The 13,736-nt window shown below is 64.3% G+C and carries 9 protein-coding genes; 4 read left to right on the forward strand and 5 right to left on the reverse strand.

Annotation, left to right across the window (positions count from 1 at the left end; genetic code table 11):
* The first annotated feature begins 61 nt into the window (after positions 1-61).
* Both AC1RZR_RS02095 and AC1RZR_RS02100 read left to right on the forward strand, forming a co-directional pair.
* Entirely contained in the window at positions 62-1,054 is a 993-nt protein-coding gene (locus tag AC1RZR_RS02095; RefSeq protein WP_477272432.1) for an adenosine kinase, read from the forward strand.
* 396 nt (positions 1,055-1,450) lie between these two features.
* Complete coding sequence (locus AC1RZR_RS02100) at positions 1,451-2,164, forward strand: antitoxin Xre/MbcA/ParS-like domain-containing protein (RefSeq protein WP_477272430.1); 714 nt, start codon at positions 1,451-1,453, stop codon at positions 2,162-2,164.
* Between the two features lie 31 nt (positions 2,165-2,195).
* Here the strand turns inward: AC1RZR_RS02100 and AC1RZR_RS02105 are convergent, their stop codons facing one another.
* Positions 2,196-3,287 carry a sensor domain-containing diguanylate cyclase gene (locus AC1RZR_RS02105; protein WP_477272428.1) on the reverse strand — a complete coding sequence of 364 codons (1,092 nt, stop codon included), beginning with the start codon at positions 3,285-3,287 and terminating at the stop codon, positions 2,196-2,198.
* Between the two features lie 261 nt (positions 3,288-3,548).
* Positions 3,549-5,828 carry an NADP-dependent malic enzyme gene (locus AC1RZR_RS02110; protein ID WP_477272426.1) on the reverse strand — a complete coding sequence of 760 codons (2,280 nt, stop codon included), beginning with the start codon at positions 5,826-5,828 and terminating at the stop codon, positions 3,549-3,551.
* Positions 5,829-6,044: 216 nt separating this feature from the next.
* On the opposite strand from AC1RZR_RS02110, the gene mutS reads away from it, so the two are divergent.
* A complete protein-coding gene (gene mutS / locus AC1RZR_RS02115) occupies positions 6,045-8,774 on the forward strand; it encodes a DNA mismatch repair protein MutS (RefSeq protein ID WP_481827496.1) in 2,730 nt (909 codons plus the stop codon).
* A 35-nt stretch (positions 8,775-8,809) separates the two neighbouring features.
* Here the strand turns inward: mutS and AC1RZR_RS02120 are convergent, their stop codons facing one another.
* The 3 genes from AC1RZR_RS02120 to AC1RZR_RS02130 all read right to left on the reverse strand — a co-directional run bounded on the left by AC1RZR_RS02120 (position 8,810) and on the right by AC1RZR_RS02130 (position 12,681).
* Positions 8,810-9,655 (reverse strand): aldo/keto reductase, encoded by an 846-nt coding sequence (locus tag AC1RZR_RS02120; protein WP_481827497.1) that lies wholly within the window; start codon positions 9,653-9,655, stop codon positions 8,810-8,812.
* An 89-nt stretch (positions 9,656-9,744) separates the two neighbouring features.
* Positions 9,745-10,137, reverse strand: coding sequence for a CopM family metallochaperone (gene copM, locus AC1RZR_RS02125; protein WP_477272420.1), 393 nt, complete (start codon positions 10,135-10,137; stop codon positions 9,745-9,747).
* 42 nt (positions 10,138-10,179) lie between these two features.
* Positions 10,180-12,681: a heavy metal translocating P-type ATPase gene (locus AC1RZR_RS02130; RefSeq protein ID WP_481827498.1), complete on the reverse strand. Its 2,502-nt coding sequence runs from the start codon at positions 12,679-12,681 to the stop codon at positions 10,180-10,182.
* A gap of 190 nt (positions 12,682-12,871) precedes the next feature.
* On the opposite strand from AC1RZR_RS02130, the gene AC1RZR_RS02135 reads away from it, so the two are divergent.
* Positions 12,872-13,705 (forward strand): glycosyltransferase family 25 protein, encoded by an 834-nt coding sequence (locus tag AC1RZR_RS02135; RefSeq protein ID WP_477272416.1) that lies wholly within the window; start codon positions 12,872-12,874, stop codon positions 13,703-13,705.
* Positions 13,706-13,736: the final 31 nt, after the last annotated feature.

The following is a 13,736-nucleotide window of genomic DNA, read 5'->3' on the forward strand; positions in this document are numbered from 1 at the left end:
GCTAGACCCGCGCCCGGCCAGCGTGGCAAGAAGCCGGCTGGGGTTTTTGGCGGAGACATTGATGCCGGATTATGACGTGCTTTGCATCGGCAATGCCATTGTCGACATCATCGCCCAGTGCGACGAGGAATTCCTCGAGACCAACGGCATCATCAAGGGTGCGATGAACCTCATCGACACCCAGCGCGCCGAACTCCTCTACAGCCGCATGGGCCCGGCGATCGAAGCGTCCGGCGGCAGCGCCGGCAACACGGCGGCCGGCGTCGCCAGCTTCGGCGGCCGCGCCGCCTTCTTCGGCAAGGTCTCCAACGATGCGCTCGGCGAAATCTATGCGCACGACATCCATGCGCAGGGCGTCGCCTTCGACACCAGGCCGCTGTCAGGCCTGCCGCCGACGGCGCGCTCGATGATCTTCGTCACCCCCGACGGCGAACGCTCGATGAACACCTATCTCGGCGCCTGCGTCGAGCTCGGACCGGAGGATGTCGAGGCCGACAAGGCGTCCGGCGCCAAGGTCACCTATTTCGAAGGTTATCTGTGGGACCCGCCGCGCGCCAAGGAGGCGATCCGGCAGACGGCCAAGCTGGCGCACGCGGCGGGCCGCGAAGTGTCGATGACCCTCTCGGATTCGTTCTGCGTCGACCGCTACCGCGACGAGTTCCTCGACCTGATGCGCTCGGGCACGGTCGACATCGTCTTTGCCAACAGCCACGAGATCAAGTCGCTCTACCAGACATCGTCGTTCGACGAGGCGCTGGCACAGATCCGCAAGGATTGCCGGATCGCCGCCGTCACCCGCTCGGAAAAAGGTTCGGTCATCGTGTGCGGCGACGAGACCGTGGTCATCCAGGCGACGGCGATCAAGGAACTGGTCGACACGACAGGCGCCGGCGATCTCTATGCCGCCGGTTTCCTGCATGGCTACACCCAAGGCCGCGACCTCAAGGTCTGCGGCGACCTTGGCTCACTGGCGGCCGGATTGGTGATCCAGCAGATCGGCCCGCGCCCGCGCCAGAACCTGCGCCGCGAGGCGGAACAGGCGGGGTTGCTGTAGGCCGAAAGTCCCGCACCTGTACCGTAGCCGGGCCGCGCTCCAGCCCGTCGCAGGCTCCCAGCCCTTCAAAAGGTCCACTGGACCTTTTGATCCGCCCGAAGGCGGACCGGGTCTTCACCGTTCGAAGCTCGAAAAGCCAAGCAGTTGGCTTTTCGTCCGCTACGAGGATCGCTTCTCACCGTCGCGCAGCTGTCATACATCCAACCTACACGCAATCGAGGCGACCTCGGACTGACATTTCAGGGTGCCCGCAGCCAGTTGGGGTGTTAAAAAATGCAAGACAGCATGCTGTCGGGCCGTAGCATCTGTTGCCGCCGCGATTTCCGCTTTCCGCTGTAGCCGTTCAACAACCGGCCGCAGCTGTGGGAGGGGAGCGCGCGGCCAGAAGACAGATGCATGAACAGATTTCAGTTCCAGAGCACCGGCATCAAGCCCAATGACTTCGCGGAGATGGTCGCGGAAAAGGTCGAACGTGCCCTTGCCCACTATGACGAGGCCATCAACAAACCCACCATGGTCTCGGTCGGCAAGATCGCCGGCAGCATAGCGTCCGCCGTCACCTTGCTGTCGCCGAAGCATCAGCGCGCCATCGATGCCATCCATGCCGACCTTCCCGGCCTTGCATCGAAATTCGTGCGCGCGCTAGCGGCGGAAGCCGCGCGCCGCAGCGAGGCCGGCACAAGCGGCGCAACGGGGCTGCCGCCGGCATCCCTGGTGGATATCGATGGACCTGCTTCCTCGCCGCAGCGAGCCGACGACCTCGAATCGATGCTGATCGAGGACTGGGCCGGCCGCGTCGCCGGATCGACCTATCTGGAAGAGAACTTGCGCATCGCCCGCTCGACCCTGCATCGCTGGCAAAGGCGGAGTGAGGTCATCGCCCTGCGCAAGGGCGGCCGCAAGCACGTCTTCCCGCTAGCGCAGTTCGTCGACGGCAGGCCGGTCGCCGGCATCCGCGACGTGCAGGCCCTGATCAGCAATCCCAGGCTGGCCTGGCTGTGGCTGACGCGTCCCTCGGCGCAGCTCGAAGGCCGCACTCCGATCGATCTGCTCCGCCAGGATCAGGTCGATGAGGTCGTCGAGGCCGCACGCGTGTTCGCGCCAGGCTGAGTGCTTTGGTTCACACTCCCGATAGACGCGCCTAGGCGGTCTTGCGAATTGAGTGGCGAGGCCCGGACGATGGCTGTTGCGGCGCCATTTCCTTGGCGGTGACCAAGCGGTTGCGGCCACTCTTTTTTCCGATGTACATCAGCCGGTCGGCGAGTGCGATCAACGCTTCGGAATCGGCGGCTTCCGCCGGATACATGGCCACGCCAACGGTGCAGCCGACCTGGATGGCGCCATTCGGCGTGGGAACCTTGATCCGCAACCTTTCCAGGATGCGTTCGGCAACGCGCACGGCCTTCTGCTGTGCCAGATCGGCGTCGCCCGAGAACAGGAAAGCGAACTCGTCACCGCCAAGCCGGGCCACGAAATCGGCGCTGCGCAGGATCGAGCGAAGCTGGCTCGATACGCGCTGCAGCAGCGCATCGCCGGCCTCGTGCCCGAGCGTATCATTGACTTCCTTGAAGCGGTCGAGGTCGATGAACAGAAGACCGGCCGCCTCGCCCGTGGCGCCGCAGCGGGCGACCACCGATTTGAGTTCGTTGTGGAAGGCGCGCCGGTTGGGCAGGTCCGTCAACAGATCGTGGTTGGCCGAATGGTCGCTCTGCTGCTTCGCCAATTCGATCTCGCGCTTCTGCACGGATAGCTCCTCGTTGGCGGTCTTCAGATCCAGCAGCAGCTGGGAATTGAGGTCCTCGACAACCTTGCGGTCGCTGATGTCGACCACGAAGCCTTCCAGGAATTCGAGTTCGCCGGCGTCGTCCCAGACACCGCCGCCGATCTCGCGGACCCAAAGCGGTTCGCCGGCCCTCGGTACGATGCGGTAGTCGACGTTCCAGTTACGGCGCGCTTCGAGCGCGGCGTCGACGGCGGCATAGACCGAGGCGAGGTCGTCCGGGTGGATGGCCGAGACGTAGTCGCGCACGGCGTTGTGCACGAAATCCATGGGCGGATAGCCGCTGACGGTGAGAATACCGTCGCTGATATAGAGCATGGTGTAGGACGCATCGTTACGGCAGCGGTAGAGGTAGCCATCCATGCGGCCGGTGATGCTGAGAAGCGCATCCAGGCGCTCGTCGTGATAGGCTCCCTGGCCGACCACGGATGCGGGAGTCGTATCGTGCTTCACGGCTGCAAATCCATGATTGTCACCACCCCAGTCTGTCCAAAATGCCGCGCTGGCACATCGACGACAGCTCTCTGGTATAACAACCGAATATTATCAATATCTTATGGATTTCGCTGATTTTCCCGCAAATTCGGCTTGAATCGCAGGATTCCTGCGATTGCACACATCCGTGGCGCCGGTGATCCCGTTCACGTGCCCTCGAACAAGGCCTTGCCTCACTCGAAAAGCATTCGCGGACTTTTCGTCCGCTGCGACCGCTCCTCAAGCACCCGCCGTATACGCCGCGATCGCCGCCATGTTGACGATGTCGCTGTCCTTGGCGTTGAGCGAGACGATCTGCACCGGCTTGTTGAGGCCAACCAGCAACGGGCCGATGACGGTCGAGCCGCCGAGTTCCTGCAGCATCTTGGTCGAGATCGAGGCCGAGTGGAACGCCGGCATGATCAGCACGTTGGCTGGGCCGGTGAGGCGGATGAACGGATATTGCGCCATGGCGCGGGCGTTGAGCGCGACGTCGGCGGCCATTTCGCCATCATACTCGAAATCGACACGGCGCTTGTCGAGGATGCGCACGGCTTCCTGGACGCGTTCGGAACGCTCGCCCTGCGGATGGCCGAAGGTCGAATAGGCGAGCATGGCGAGCCTTGGCTCATAACCCATGCGGCGGGCAAAGCCTGCCGCCTCCTCGGCGATGTCGGCGATCTGCTCGGCGTTCGGCATGTCGTGCACGGCGGTGTCGGCGACGAGGACAGTTTTACCCCGCGCCAGCACGATCGAGACGCCGATGACGCGGTGGCCGGGCTTGGCGTCGATGACGCGGCGGATGTCGTCGAGCGCGGTCGAATAGTTGCGGGTGACACCGGTGACGATGCCGTCGGCATCGCCCAGCGCTACCATGCAGGCCGCGAAGTGGTTGCGGTCGTTGTTGATCAGCCGCTGGCAGTCGCGGAATAGGAACCCTTTGCGCTGCATGCGCTCGTAGAGATAGTCGGTGTAGATGCCGTTGCGGCGCGACAGCCGGGCATTGATGATCTCGATGCCTTGCTTGTTGAGGTCGATGCCGGCGTGCTTGGCGTTCTCCTTGATGACGTCGTCGCGGCCGAGCAGGATGGCGGTGCCGAGCCGCTGGTTCACATAGGAGACGGCGGCGCGCATCACCTGTTCCTCCTCGCCTTCGGCGAAGACGATGCGCTTGGGCTGGCGACGCACGCGGTCATAGATGCGTTGCAGGGTCGAGGCGATCGGGTCGCGGCGGGCGGAGAGTTCCTGGGCATAGCGGTCGAGATCGAGGATCGGCTTGCGGGCGACGCCTGAATCCATCGCCGCCTTGGCCACCGCGATCGGGATGGCCGAGATCAGCCGCGGGTCGAACGGCACCGGAATGATGTAGTTGGGGCCGAATTTCGGCCGGTTGCCCTGATAGGCGGCGGCGACGTCGTCGGGCACGTCCTTGCGCGCCAAGTCGGCCAAAGCGCGCGCGGCGGCGATCTTCATGTCGTCATTGATGGTGGTGGCCCGCACATCCAGCGCGCCGCGGAAGATGTAGGGGAAGCCGAGCACGTTGTTGACCTGGTTCGGATAGTCCGAACGCCCGGTGGCCATGATGGCATCTGTGCGGATTTCGGCGACTTCCTCCGGCGTGATTTCCGGGTCGGGATTGGCCATGGCGAAGATGATCGGGTTCTTGGCCATCGACTGCACCATGGCGGTCGTCAGCGCGCCTTTGGCGGAGAGACCGAGGAAAACGTCGGCGCCGTCGAGTGCCTCGGCGAGGCTGCGCGCCTCGGTCTTGACCGCATGCGCCGACTTCCACTGGTTCATGCCTTCGGTGCGGCCCTGGAAGACCACGCCCTTGGTGTCGCACAGGATGATGTTGTCAGGCGCAAAACCCATTGCCTTCATCAATTCGATGCAGGCGATGCCGGCCGCGCCGGCGCCGTTGCAGACCATCTTCGTGGTTTTCATGTCGCGGCCCGTGATCTCCAGCGCGTTGATCAAACCGGCGGCCGAGATGATGGCGGTGCCGTGCTGGTCGTCATGGAAGACCGGGATGTCCATCAGCTCGCGCAGCCGCTGCTCGATGATGAAGCACTCCGGCGCCTTGATGTCCTCCAGGTTGATGCCGCCGAAAGACGGGCCGAGGAAGCGCACGCAGTTGATGAACTCGTCGGCGTCCTCGGTATCGACCTCGAGGTCGATGGAATCGACGTCAGCGAAGCGCTTGAACAGCACCGCCTTGCCTTCCATGACCGGCTTGGAGGCCAGCGCGCCGAGATTGCCGAGACCAAGGATGGCAGTGCCGTTGGAGATGACGGCGACCATGTTGCCGCGCGTCGTGTAGTCGAAGGCGCGGCTGGGGTCCTCGGCGATGGCCAGAACAGGAACCGCGACGCCAGGCGAATAGGCTAGGCTGAGGTCACGCTGCGTCGCCATCGGCTTGGTGGCGACGACCTCCAGCTTGCCGGGACGGCCCATGGCGTGGAATTCGAGCGCTTCCTGCGCACTGACGGACGGACCGCTGTTCTCGGTTTTCCTGGCCATGATGCTTTTGATTTCCTCGCCGGTGCGGCACCTCCTTGAAGCGGGGTGCCTTGTGTCGGCACCGAATTAAGACCACACGCCGCCGCGTGTAAACCGCCAGCGTTCGGGAATCGCGGTTGGTGCTGGCGATTGCGAGCAAGCGGCCGTATCGGTCGTCCCCCGTTTTTCGAAGCGCCGGCATTAAACCGCGCGATCACATCTGCTAGCGTGTCGCGCATGAACATGCACACCCCGAACGAGCCCGACGCTCCCGAGGCGATGACGCCATTGCCGACAGCCGCTGCCGCCGTCACGCCGATGATGGAGCAGTTCATCGAGATCAAGGCGGCGAACCCGGATTCGCTGCTGTTCTATCGCATGGGCGATTTCTACGAGCTGTTCTTCGACGATGCCGAGAAGGCAAGCCGGGCGCTGGGCATCGTGCTGACCAAGCGCGGCAAGCACCAGGGCCACGACATTCCGATGTGCGGCGTGCCGGTACATGCGGCCGACGATTACCTGCAGAAGCTGATCGGCCAGGGTTTCCGCGTTGCCGTCTGCGAGCAGATCGAGGATCCCGCCGAGGCCCGGAAACGCGGCGGCAAATCGGTGGTGCGCCGCGACGTGGTGCGGCTAGTGACGCCGGGCACGATCACCGAGGACAAATTGCTGGCGCCGTCGGAATCGAGTTTCCTGATGGCGCTGGGGCGGGTGAAGGGTGGCGCGGAACACGCCTTCGCATTGGCCTGGATCGACATCTCGACCGGCGCCTTCCGTGTTACCGACACCACCGCCGACAGGCTGCTGGCCGACATCTTCCGTGTCGATCCGCGCGAGCTGATCGTTGCCGAGCCGGTGTTCTACGATCCCGAACTGAAGCCGGTGTTCGACGTGCTTGGCCGCGTCGCCAACCCGCAACCGCCCTCGCTATTCGATTCGGCCTCGGCCACGGGGCGCATCGCCCGCTTCTTCGATGTGGCGACGCCGGACAGCTTCGGCGCCTTCTCGCGCGCCGAATTGTCGGCGATCTCGGGCGCCATCGCCTATGTCGAGAAGACGCAGAAGGCCGAGCGCCCGCCGCTGTCGCGGCCGGAGCGCGAGGAGCAAGGCTCGACCCTGTTCATCGATCCGGCGACACGCGGCAATCTGGAACTGCTGCGCACGCTGTCGGGCAGCCGCGAAGGGTCGCTGTTCAAAGCGATCGACCGCACGGCGACCGGCGGCGGCGCAAGGCTGCTCGCCGACCGGCTGATGGCGCCGCTGACCGACCCGGCAGCGATCGGCGCCAGGCTGGACTCGGTGTCGTTCTTCCGTTCGGAAGCGCGGCTATGCCAGGCGGTGCGGTCGAGCCTGAAGAGCGTCGCCGACATGCCGCGCGCCTTGTCCCGGCTGGCACTGAACCGGGGCGGCCCGCGCGACCTCGGCGCGCTGCGCGCCGGTTTCGAAGCGGCCGGCGCGATCGCCGGGATCTTCGGCGAGACCACCTTGCCCCAGGAACTGACGACGGCGCTGGGCGCCATCGAGGCGCTGCCCAGGGCGCTTGCCCAGCACCTGACGCAGGCGCTCGGCGACGAGCTGCCGCTGCTCAGGCGCGACGGCGGCTTCGTTCGCGGCGGCTACCATCCTGAACTCGACGAGATGCGGGCGCTGCGCGACGAATCGCGAAAAGTCATCGCCGGGCTGGAGCGCTCGCTGATCGACGAGACCGGCATCCGCTCGCTGAAGATCCGGCACAACAATGTGCTTGGCTATTACATCGAAGTGACCGCCAACCACCATGCCGTGATGACCGGCAGCGATGGCGCCAAGGCGCGCTTCATCCACCGCCAGACGATGGCCAACGCCATGCGCTTCACGACGACCGAACTCGCCGAACTCGAGACGAAGATCGCCAACGCCGCCGACCGGGCGCTGAGCATCGAGCTTGCCGCCTTCGATGCGCTGACGGCGGAAGCGGTCAGCGAGGCGCAGAGGATCCGCGCCGGCGCCGACGCGCTTGCCGTGCTCGACGTGTCGGCGGCGCTCGCGCTTTTGTCGGAAAGCGAAGCCTGGTGCCGGCCGGTGGTGGACTCCAGCCTCGCGTTCGAGATTTCGGGCGGCCGGCATCCGGTGGTCGAGCAGGCATTGCGACGCTCCGGCGAGGGCCCGTTCGTCGCCAATGATTGCGACCTGTCGCCGGAGGGCAGCGCCAGGAACGGCGCGATCTGGCTTCTGACCGGCCCCAACATGGGCGGCAAGTCGACGTTCCTGCGGCAGAACGCGCTGATCGCCATCCTGGCGCAAACCGGATCGTTCGTGCCGGCGGCATCGGCCCATATCGGCGTCGTCGACCGGCTGTTCTCGCGCGTCGGCGCCTCGGACGATCTGGCGCGCGGCCGCTCGACCTTCATGGTCGAAATGGTCGAGACGGCGGCGATCCTCAACCAGGCCGGCGAACGGGCGCTGGTGATCCTCGACGAGATCGGCCGCGGCACCGCCACCTTCGACGGCCTGTCGATCGCCTGGGCAGCGGTGGAGTACCTGCACGAGAAGAACCGTTGCCGGGCGATCTTCGCCACCCATTTCCACGAAATGACCTCGCTGGCCGGCAAGTTGGCCCGGCTCCACAACGTCACCATGCGGGTCAAGGAGTGGGAAAACGACGTCGTCTTCCTGCACGAGGTCGGCAAGGGTGCCGCCGACCGTTCCTATGGCGTGCAGGTGGCACGGCTGGCCGGCCTGCCGGAAGCAGTGGTCGACCGGGCCAAGGAAGTGCTGCACCAGCTGGAAGAAGGCGAAGTTTCGGGCAAGACCAACCGGCTGGTCGACGACCTGCCGCTGTTTTCAGTGGCGGTGAAGCGCGAAGCGCCGAAGCCGGCCAAGAGCGACGCGCTCAGCGAGGCCCTCGGTGCGATCAGCCCCGACGAGATGACGCCAAGGGAAGCGCTTGAGGCTCTTTACCGCCTCAAGGGACTGGCTGGGAAGTAGCTCTTTTTGCAATCGGAGCTGCCGGAACCGCCCGTTCACACCATCTCCAGCCCCCGCTTGCGGGTCGGCGGTGGAAAGACGCGATCGAGATCGGCGATGTCCTGCGGCGTAAGCTCGATGTCGAGCGCTGCGAAATTCTGGCGGACATGCTCCTGGCTGCTGGCCTTCGGGATGGCGATGACGCCCTGCTGGTGCATCACCCAGGCCAATGCGATCTGCGCCGGGGTCGCGCCATGGCGGGCGGCGACGGCGTCGAGCCCAGTATTGCGCGCCAGCGCGCCCTGCTCGACCGGCGAATAGGCCATCAAGGGTATGCCGCGCTGCCGGCTCCACGGCGCCAGGTCGAATTCGAGACCGCGCCGAACCAGATTGTAGAGCACCTGGTTGGTCTGGACGTTGTCGCCTTTGGGAAGGCTGACCAGTTCTTCCATCTCGTCGGTGTCGAAATTGCTGACGCCCCAGTGGCGGATCTTGCCGGCCTCTTTCAGCGCCTCGAAGGCCGCGACGGTTTCCGCCAGCGGCACGCTGCCGGGCCAGTGCAGCAGATAGAGATCGATGCGGTCGGTGCGCAGCCGCTTCAGGCTGTTCTCGCAGGCGCGCTGCACGCCGGAGCGCGAGGCGTTGGTCGGCAGCACCTTGGAAACGAGAAAGGTCTCGTCGCGGCGCCCGGCAATGGCCTCGGCGACCACCTCCTCGGCACCGCCGCTGGCATACATTTCGGCGGTGTCGATCAGCCTGATGCCAAGGTCGAGGCCGAGCTTGAGGGCACTCACCTCGTTGGCACGGCGTCGCGAATCCTCGCCCATCTTCCATGTGCCCTGACCGAGAACGGGGATTGTTTCACCGGACGGCAGCGTGGTGGTTCTGATGATCGACAGCATGGCGGGCTCCAGTTGAGACCGGATCGCATCACACCCTCGGCGAGAAATCCAGAGAGAGTCCTCCCCGGATTCTGCTTCGCGAAAAGGGCTTACTTCGCCGGATGGGCTGCGAGCCAGTCCTGCATCTGCTTGATCTCGGCTTCCTGCGCGGCGATGACCCCCTCCGCCAGCTTGCGGATTTCCGGATCCTTGCCGTTGGCAAGCTCGACCTTGGCCATGTCGATGGCGCCCTGATGATGCGGGATCATGCCACGGACGAAATCGATATCGGCATTGCCGCTATATTCGGAGGCCATCATGTCGGCATGCATCTTGTCCATCGCCGCCTTGTAGCCTTCGGTCGAAGGGCTTGTCGCATCCGTCGACATGGCACCCATGTCGTGTTTCATCTCTTCGCTCTGCGCCGGAACGCTTTCGAGGAAGACGGCAAGCAGCATTCCTGCGGCCATCAGCAAAAGTACGAGTTTTTTAGCCAAGGTCATTCATGTCTCCTGTTGAACGGGTTTCGTATTTGGGGGCTTTGCTCAGAGTTTCAACGTTCTCAGCCGCAATGCGTTTGCGATCACCGACACCGACGACAGGCTCATCGCAGCCGCCGCCAGCATCGGCGACAGAAGCGTGCCGGTGAGCGGATAGAGCACGCCGGCGGCGACCGGCACGCCGAGCACGTTGTAAAGGAAGGCGAAGAACAGGTTCTGGCGGATGTTGCGGATCGTCGCCCGAGCCAGGGTGCGCGCCCGCACGATGCCGTTGAGATCGCCCTTGACCAGTGTGATGCCGGCGCTTTCGACCGCGACGTCGGCGCCGGTGCCCATGGCGATGCCGACATCGGCGGCGGCAAGGGCGGGTGCATCGTTGACGCCGTCGCCGGCCATGGCGACGCCCTTGCCCGTGGCGCGCAGCTCCTCGACGAGGGCGGCCTTGTGTTCCGGCAACAGGCCGGCGCGAACCTCATCGATTCCAAGGCTCCTGGCGATCGCTTTTGCCGTGCGTTCATTGTCGCCGGTCGCCATGACAATCCTCAAGCCGCTGTCATGCAGCGCCCGGATCGCCTCGGCGGTTGTCGCCTTGACCGGATCGGCGACAGCGACGATGCCGGCCAGTTTGTTGCCGACGGCAACAAACATCACGGTTCTGCCTTCGGTCTGCAGCGTTTCGGTCCTGGCCGAGAAGGAGGCAACATCGATGTCCAGATCGGCCATCATCGCCGCATTGCCGAGTGCGACCTTCTTTCCCGACACCGTACCGGAAACGCCCTTGCCGGTGATCGCCTCGAAGCCGCTGGCGTCGGCGATCTCCAGGCCGCGCATCGAGGCGCCCTCGACGATGGCTTCGGCCAGCGGATGCTCCGAGCCTTTTTCCAGGCCGGCGGCAAGGGCCAGCAACTCGTCCTCGGAAAAGCCTGTGGCGGCAACGACATCGGTCAGTTTCGGCCGGCCTTCGGTCAGCGTTCCCGTCTTGTCGACGATCAGCGTGTCGACGGAGGCGAAGCGTTCGAGCGCGGCGGCTTCCTTGATCAGCACGCCGGCATGGGCGCCGCGCCCGGTGGCGGTCATGATCGACATCGGCGTGGCGAGACCGAGCGCGCAGGGGCAAGCGATGATCAGCACCGACACCGCCGAGACGATGGCGAAGATCAGGCTGGGTTCGGGTCCGAAGATCGCCCAGGCGACAAAGGCCGCGATCGCGACCAGCACCACGGCCGGGACAAAGTAGAAGGAAACGCGATCGGCCAGGCCCTGGATCGGGGCGCGCGAGCGCTGCGCCTTGGCGACGAGTTCGACGATGCGCGCCAGCGTCGTCTCGGCGCCGATCCGCTCGGCGCGCATGATCAGCGAGCCGTTTTTGTTGAGCGTGCCGGCGGTGAGGGTATCGCCTTCGGTCTTTTCGACCGGCAACGGTTCGCCTGTGATCATCGATTCGTCGAGGGAGGAGTGGCCCTCCTGCACGGTGCCGTCGACCGGCACGGCGTCACCGGGACGGATGCGCAAACGATCGCCGACCTTGACCGCGTCGAGCGGCACGTCGGTTTCGGAGCCGCCGGCGTCAATCAGCCGCGCTGTCTTCGGCGCGAGATCGAGTAAGGCGCGGATTGCCGACCCGGTCATTTCACGGGCGCGCAATTCCAGCACCTGGCCGAGGAAGACCAACGCGACGATGACTGCGGCAGCCTCGAAATAGACCGGCACCGCACCGCCGTGGCCGCGGAACTGATGCGGAAAAATATCCGGAAACAGCGTCGCGACGACGCTGTAGAGATAGGCCGCGCCAACGCCGAGCGAGATCAGCGTCCACATGTTGGGGCTACGGTTGACGAGCGAATCCCAGCCGCGATGGAAGAAAGGCAGCGCCGCCCACAAGACGACGGGACTGGCCAATGCCAGTTCCAGCCAGACCATCGTCCGTTCGTCGACAAAGGCCTGGAAGGTCAGGCCGAGCATCGGCGCCATGGCGACGATCAGCAACGGCACCGACAACGCGGCACTGACCCAGAATCGTCTGGTGAAATCGACCAGCTCGGGGTTTGGCCCCTCATCGCCCGATGGCACGCCCATCGGCTCCAGCGCCATGCCGCATTTCGGGCAGGAGCCGGGCTTGTCGCGGATGATTTCGGGATGCATCGGGCAGGTGTATTGCGTGCCCTTGGGCATTGGCTGCGGTGCGGCCCTGCCGCCGAGATATTTTTGCGGCTCGGCCTCGAACTTCGCCTGGCAGCCGGCCGAGCAGAAGTAGAAGCCCTGACCTTCGTAACGGACAAAATGCCTCGCTGTCGCACGGTCGACGGTCATGCCGCAGACCGGATCGGTGGCCGCCAGGAATTTCTCCGGCTCGGCGACAAATTTCGCGCGGCAGCCTTCGCTGCAGAAATGATAGAGATGGCCATGATGCGCGGCTGTCGGCTTGCCGGCGGCTGGAGCGACGACCATCCCGCAGACCGGATCCCGCACCACGGCCGTGTCTCCAACTGCAGCTTTCGCCGCGCAGCAGCCGCCCTGCGAGTGATGATGATGGTCTGAATGCTTCATTCAAAAATGCCTCGATGCCGCGTTTCAATGCGGAGGTAGTGCTTCCAGTAACTGGAAGGTCAAGGGCATAATTTCTTTTTCCTTATGCCGTTGCGGGCGCCGAGCCACGTCAAAGAAAGTCGAATACGCGATGGCGTCTTGTGCTATGGACCCGCCGATCGACACTCCAAAGGCATCGATTCCATTTGCAATGAAGTGCCTGCTTATCAACCTCGACCGGTCCCCGGACCGGCTTGCCCATATGACGGCGGAGTTTGCCCGTATCGGCATTGAATTCGAACGAGTCGCGGCGGTCGATGCCCAGGGTCGGCCCGACCTGGCGGAAATACCGATGCGGCTCAATCCGCTGACGCAGTTGCGTCTAGCCAACACCGAGATCGCCTGTTTCCTCAGCCACAAAGCCTGCTGGGCAAAGATCGCCGATGGCGACGATGCCTATGGCGCGATCTTCGAGGACGATACTGTCTTGTCCGAGGTAGCGGGGCCATTGCTCGCCGATGCCAGATGGATCCCCGCCGATGCCGATATCGTCAAGATCGAGACCTTCAAGAGAACCGTGATCGCCATGAAGCGCGCCTCCATCGGCCATGGCTTTTCAGTGGCCAGGCTCCATCGAGCCCATCTCGGTGCGGCCGGCTACATCGTTTCAAGACAGGCGGCACGCGACTTGCTCGAAGCGACAGGGGATATCGACAGTCCCGTCGATCACATCCTGTTCGATCCGGGGTTCGCGATATCGTCGAGCAAGACGATCTACCAGATGCTGCCGGCGCTATGCATACAGGATCGGTTCCTGAGCGAACAATCGATGGGATTGCAGAGCCTGCTCAGCGACGAGCGCGAAAACGGCAAGTCCAAAAGGCAAAAAATGGCACCGCTGGCGAAATTCGCGAACGAAGCCGGGCGGATATGGCGGCAAATTTTCGACATCTTCCAGTTGAGACGAGGAAAGACCATCCCGTTCAACCACCACGGAAAGCGTGTCCGTCCTGCCCATACCCACAAGCGCGAAAAAGCGCTATAGACGCCGCCGAAAAGGCGAGGCCAACCGGTAC

This window comes from Mesorhizobium bavaricum (genome assembly GCF_056781655.1).

Excerpts from the sequence above, each read along its gene's own strand:
- AC1RZR_RS02100 (WP_477272430.1), top strand. The coding sequence starts at position 1,451 with ATGAACAGATTTCAGTTCCAGAGCACCGGCATCAAGCCCAATGACTTC.
- mutS (WP_481827496.1), top strand. The coding sequence starts at position 6,045 with ATGAACATGCACACCCCGAACGAGCCCGACGCTCCCGAGGCGATGACG.
- AC1RZR_RS02095 (WP_477272432.1), top strand. The coding sequence starts at position 62 with ATGCCGGATTATGACGTGCTTTGCATCGGCAATGCCATTGTCGACATC.
- copM (WP_477272420.1), bottom strand. The coding sequence starts at position 10,137 with ATGACCTTGGCTAAAAAACTCGTACTTTTGCTGATGGCCGCAGGAATG.
- AC1RZR_RS02110 (WP_477272426.1), bottom strand. The coding sequence starts at position 5,828 with ATGGCCAGGAAAACCGAGAACAGCGGTCCGTCCGTCAGTGCGCAGGAA.
- AC1RZR_RS02130 (WP_481827498.1), bottom strand. The coding sequence starts at position 12,681 with ATGAAGCATTCAGACCATCATCATCACTCGCAGGGCGGCTGCTGCGCG.
- AC1RZR_RS02135 (WP_477272416.1), top strand. The coding sequence starts at position 12,872 with ATGAAGTGCCTGCTTATCAACCTCGACCGGTCCCCGGACCGGCTTGCC.
- AC1RZR_RS02120 (WP_481827497.1), bottom strand. The coding sequence starts at position 9,655 with ATGCTGTCGATCATCAGAACCACCACGCTGCCGTCCGGTGAAACAATC.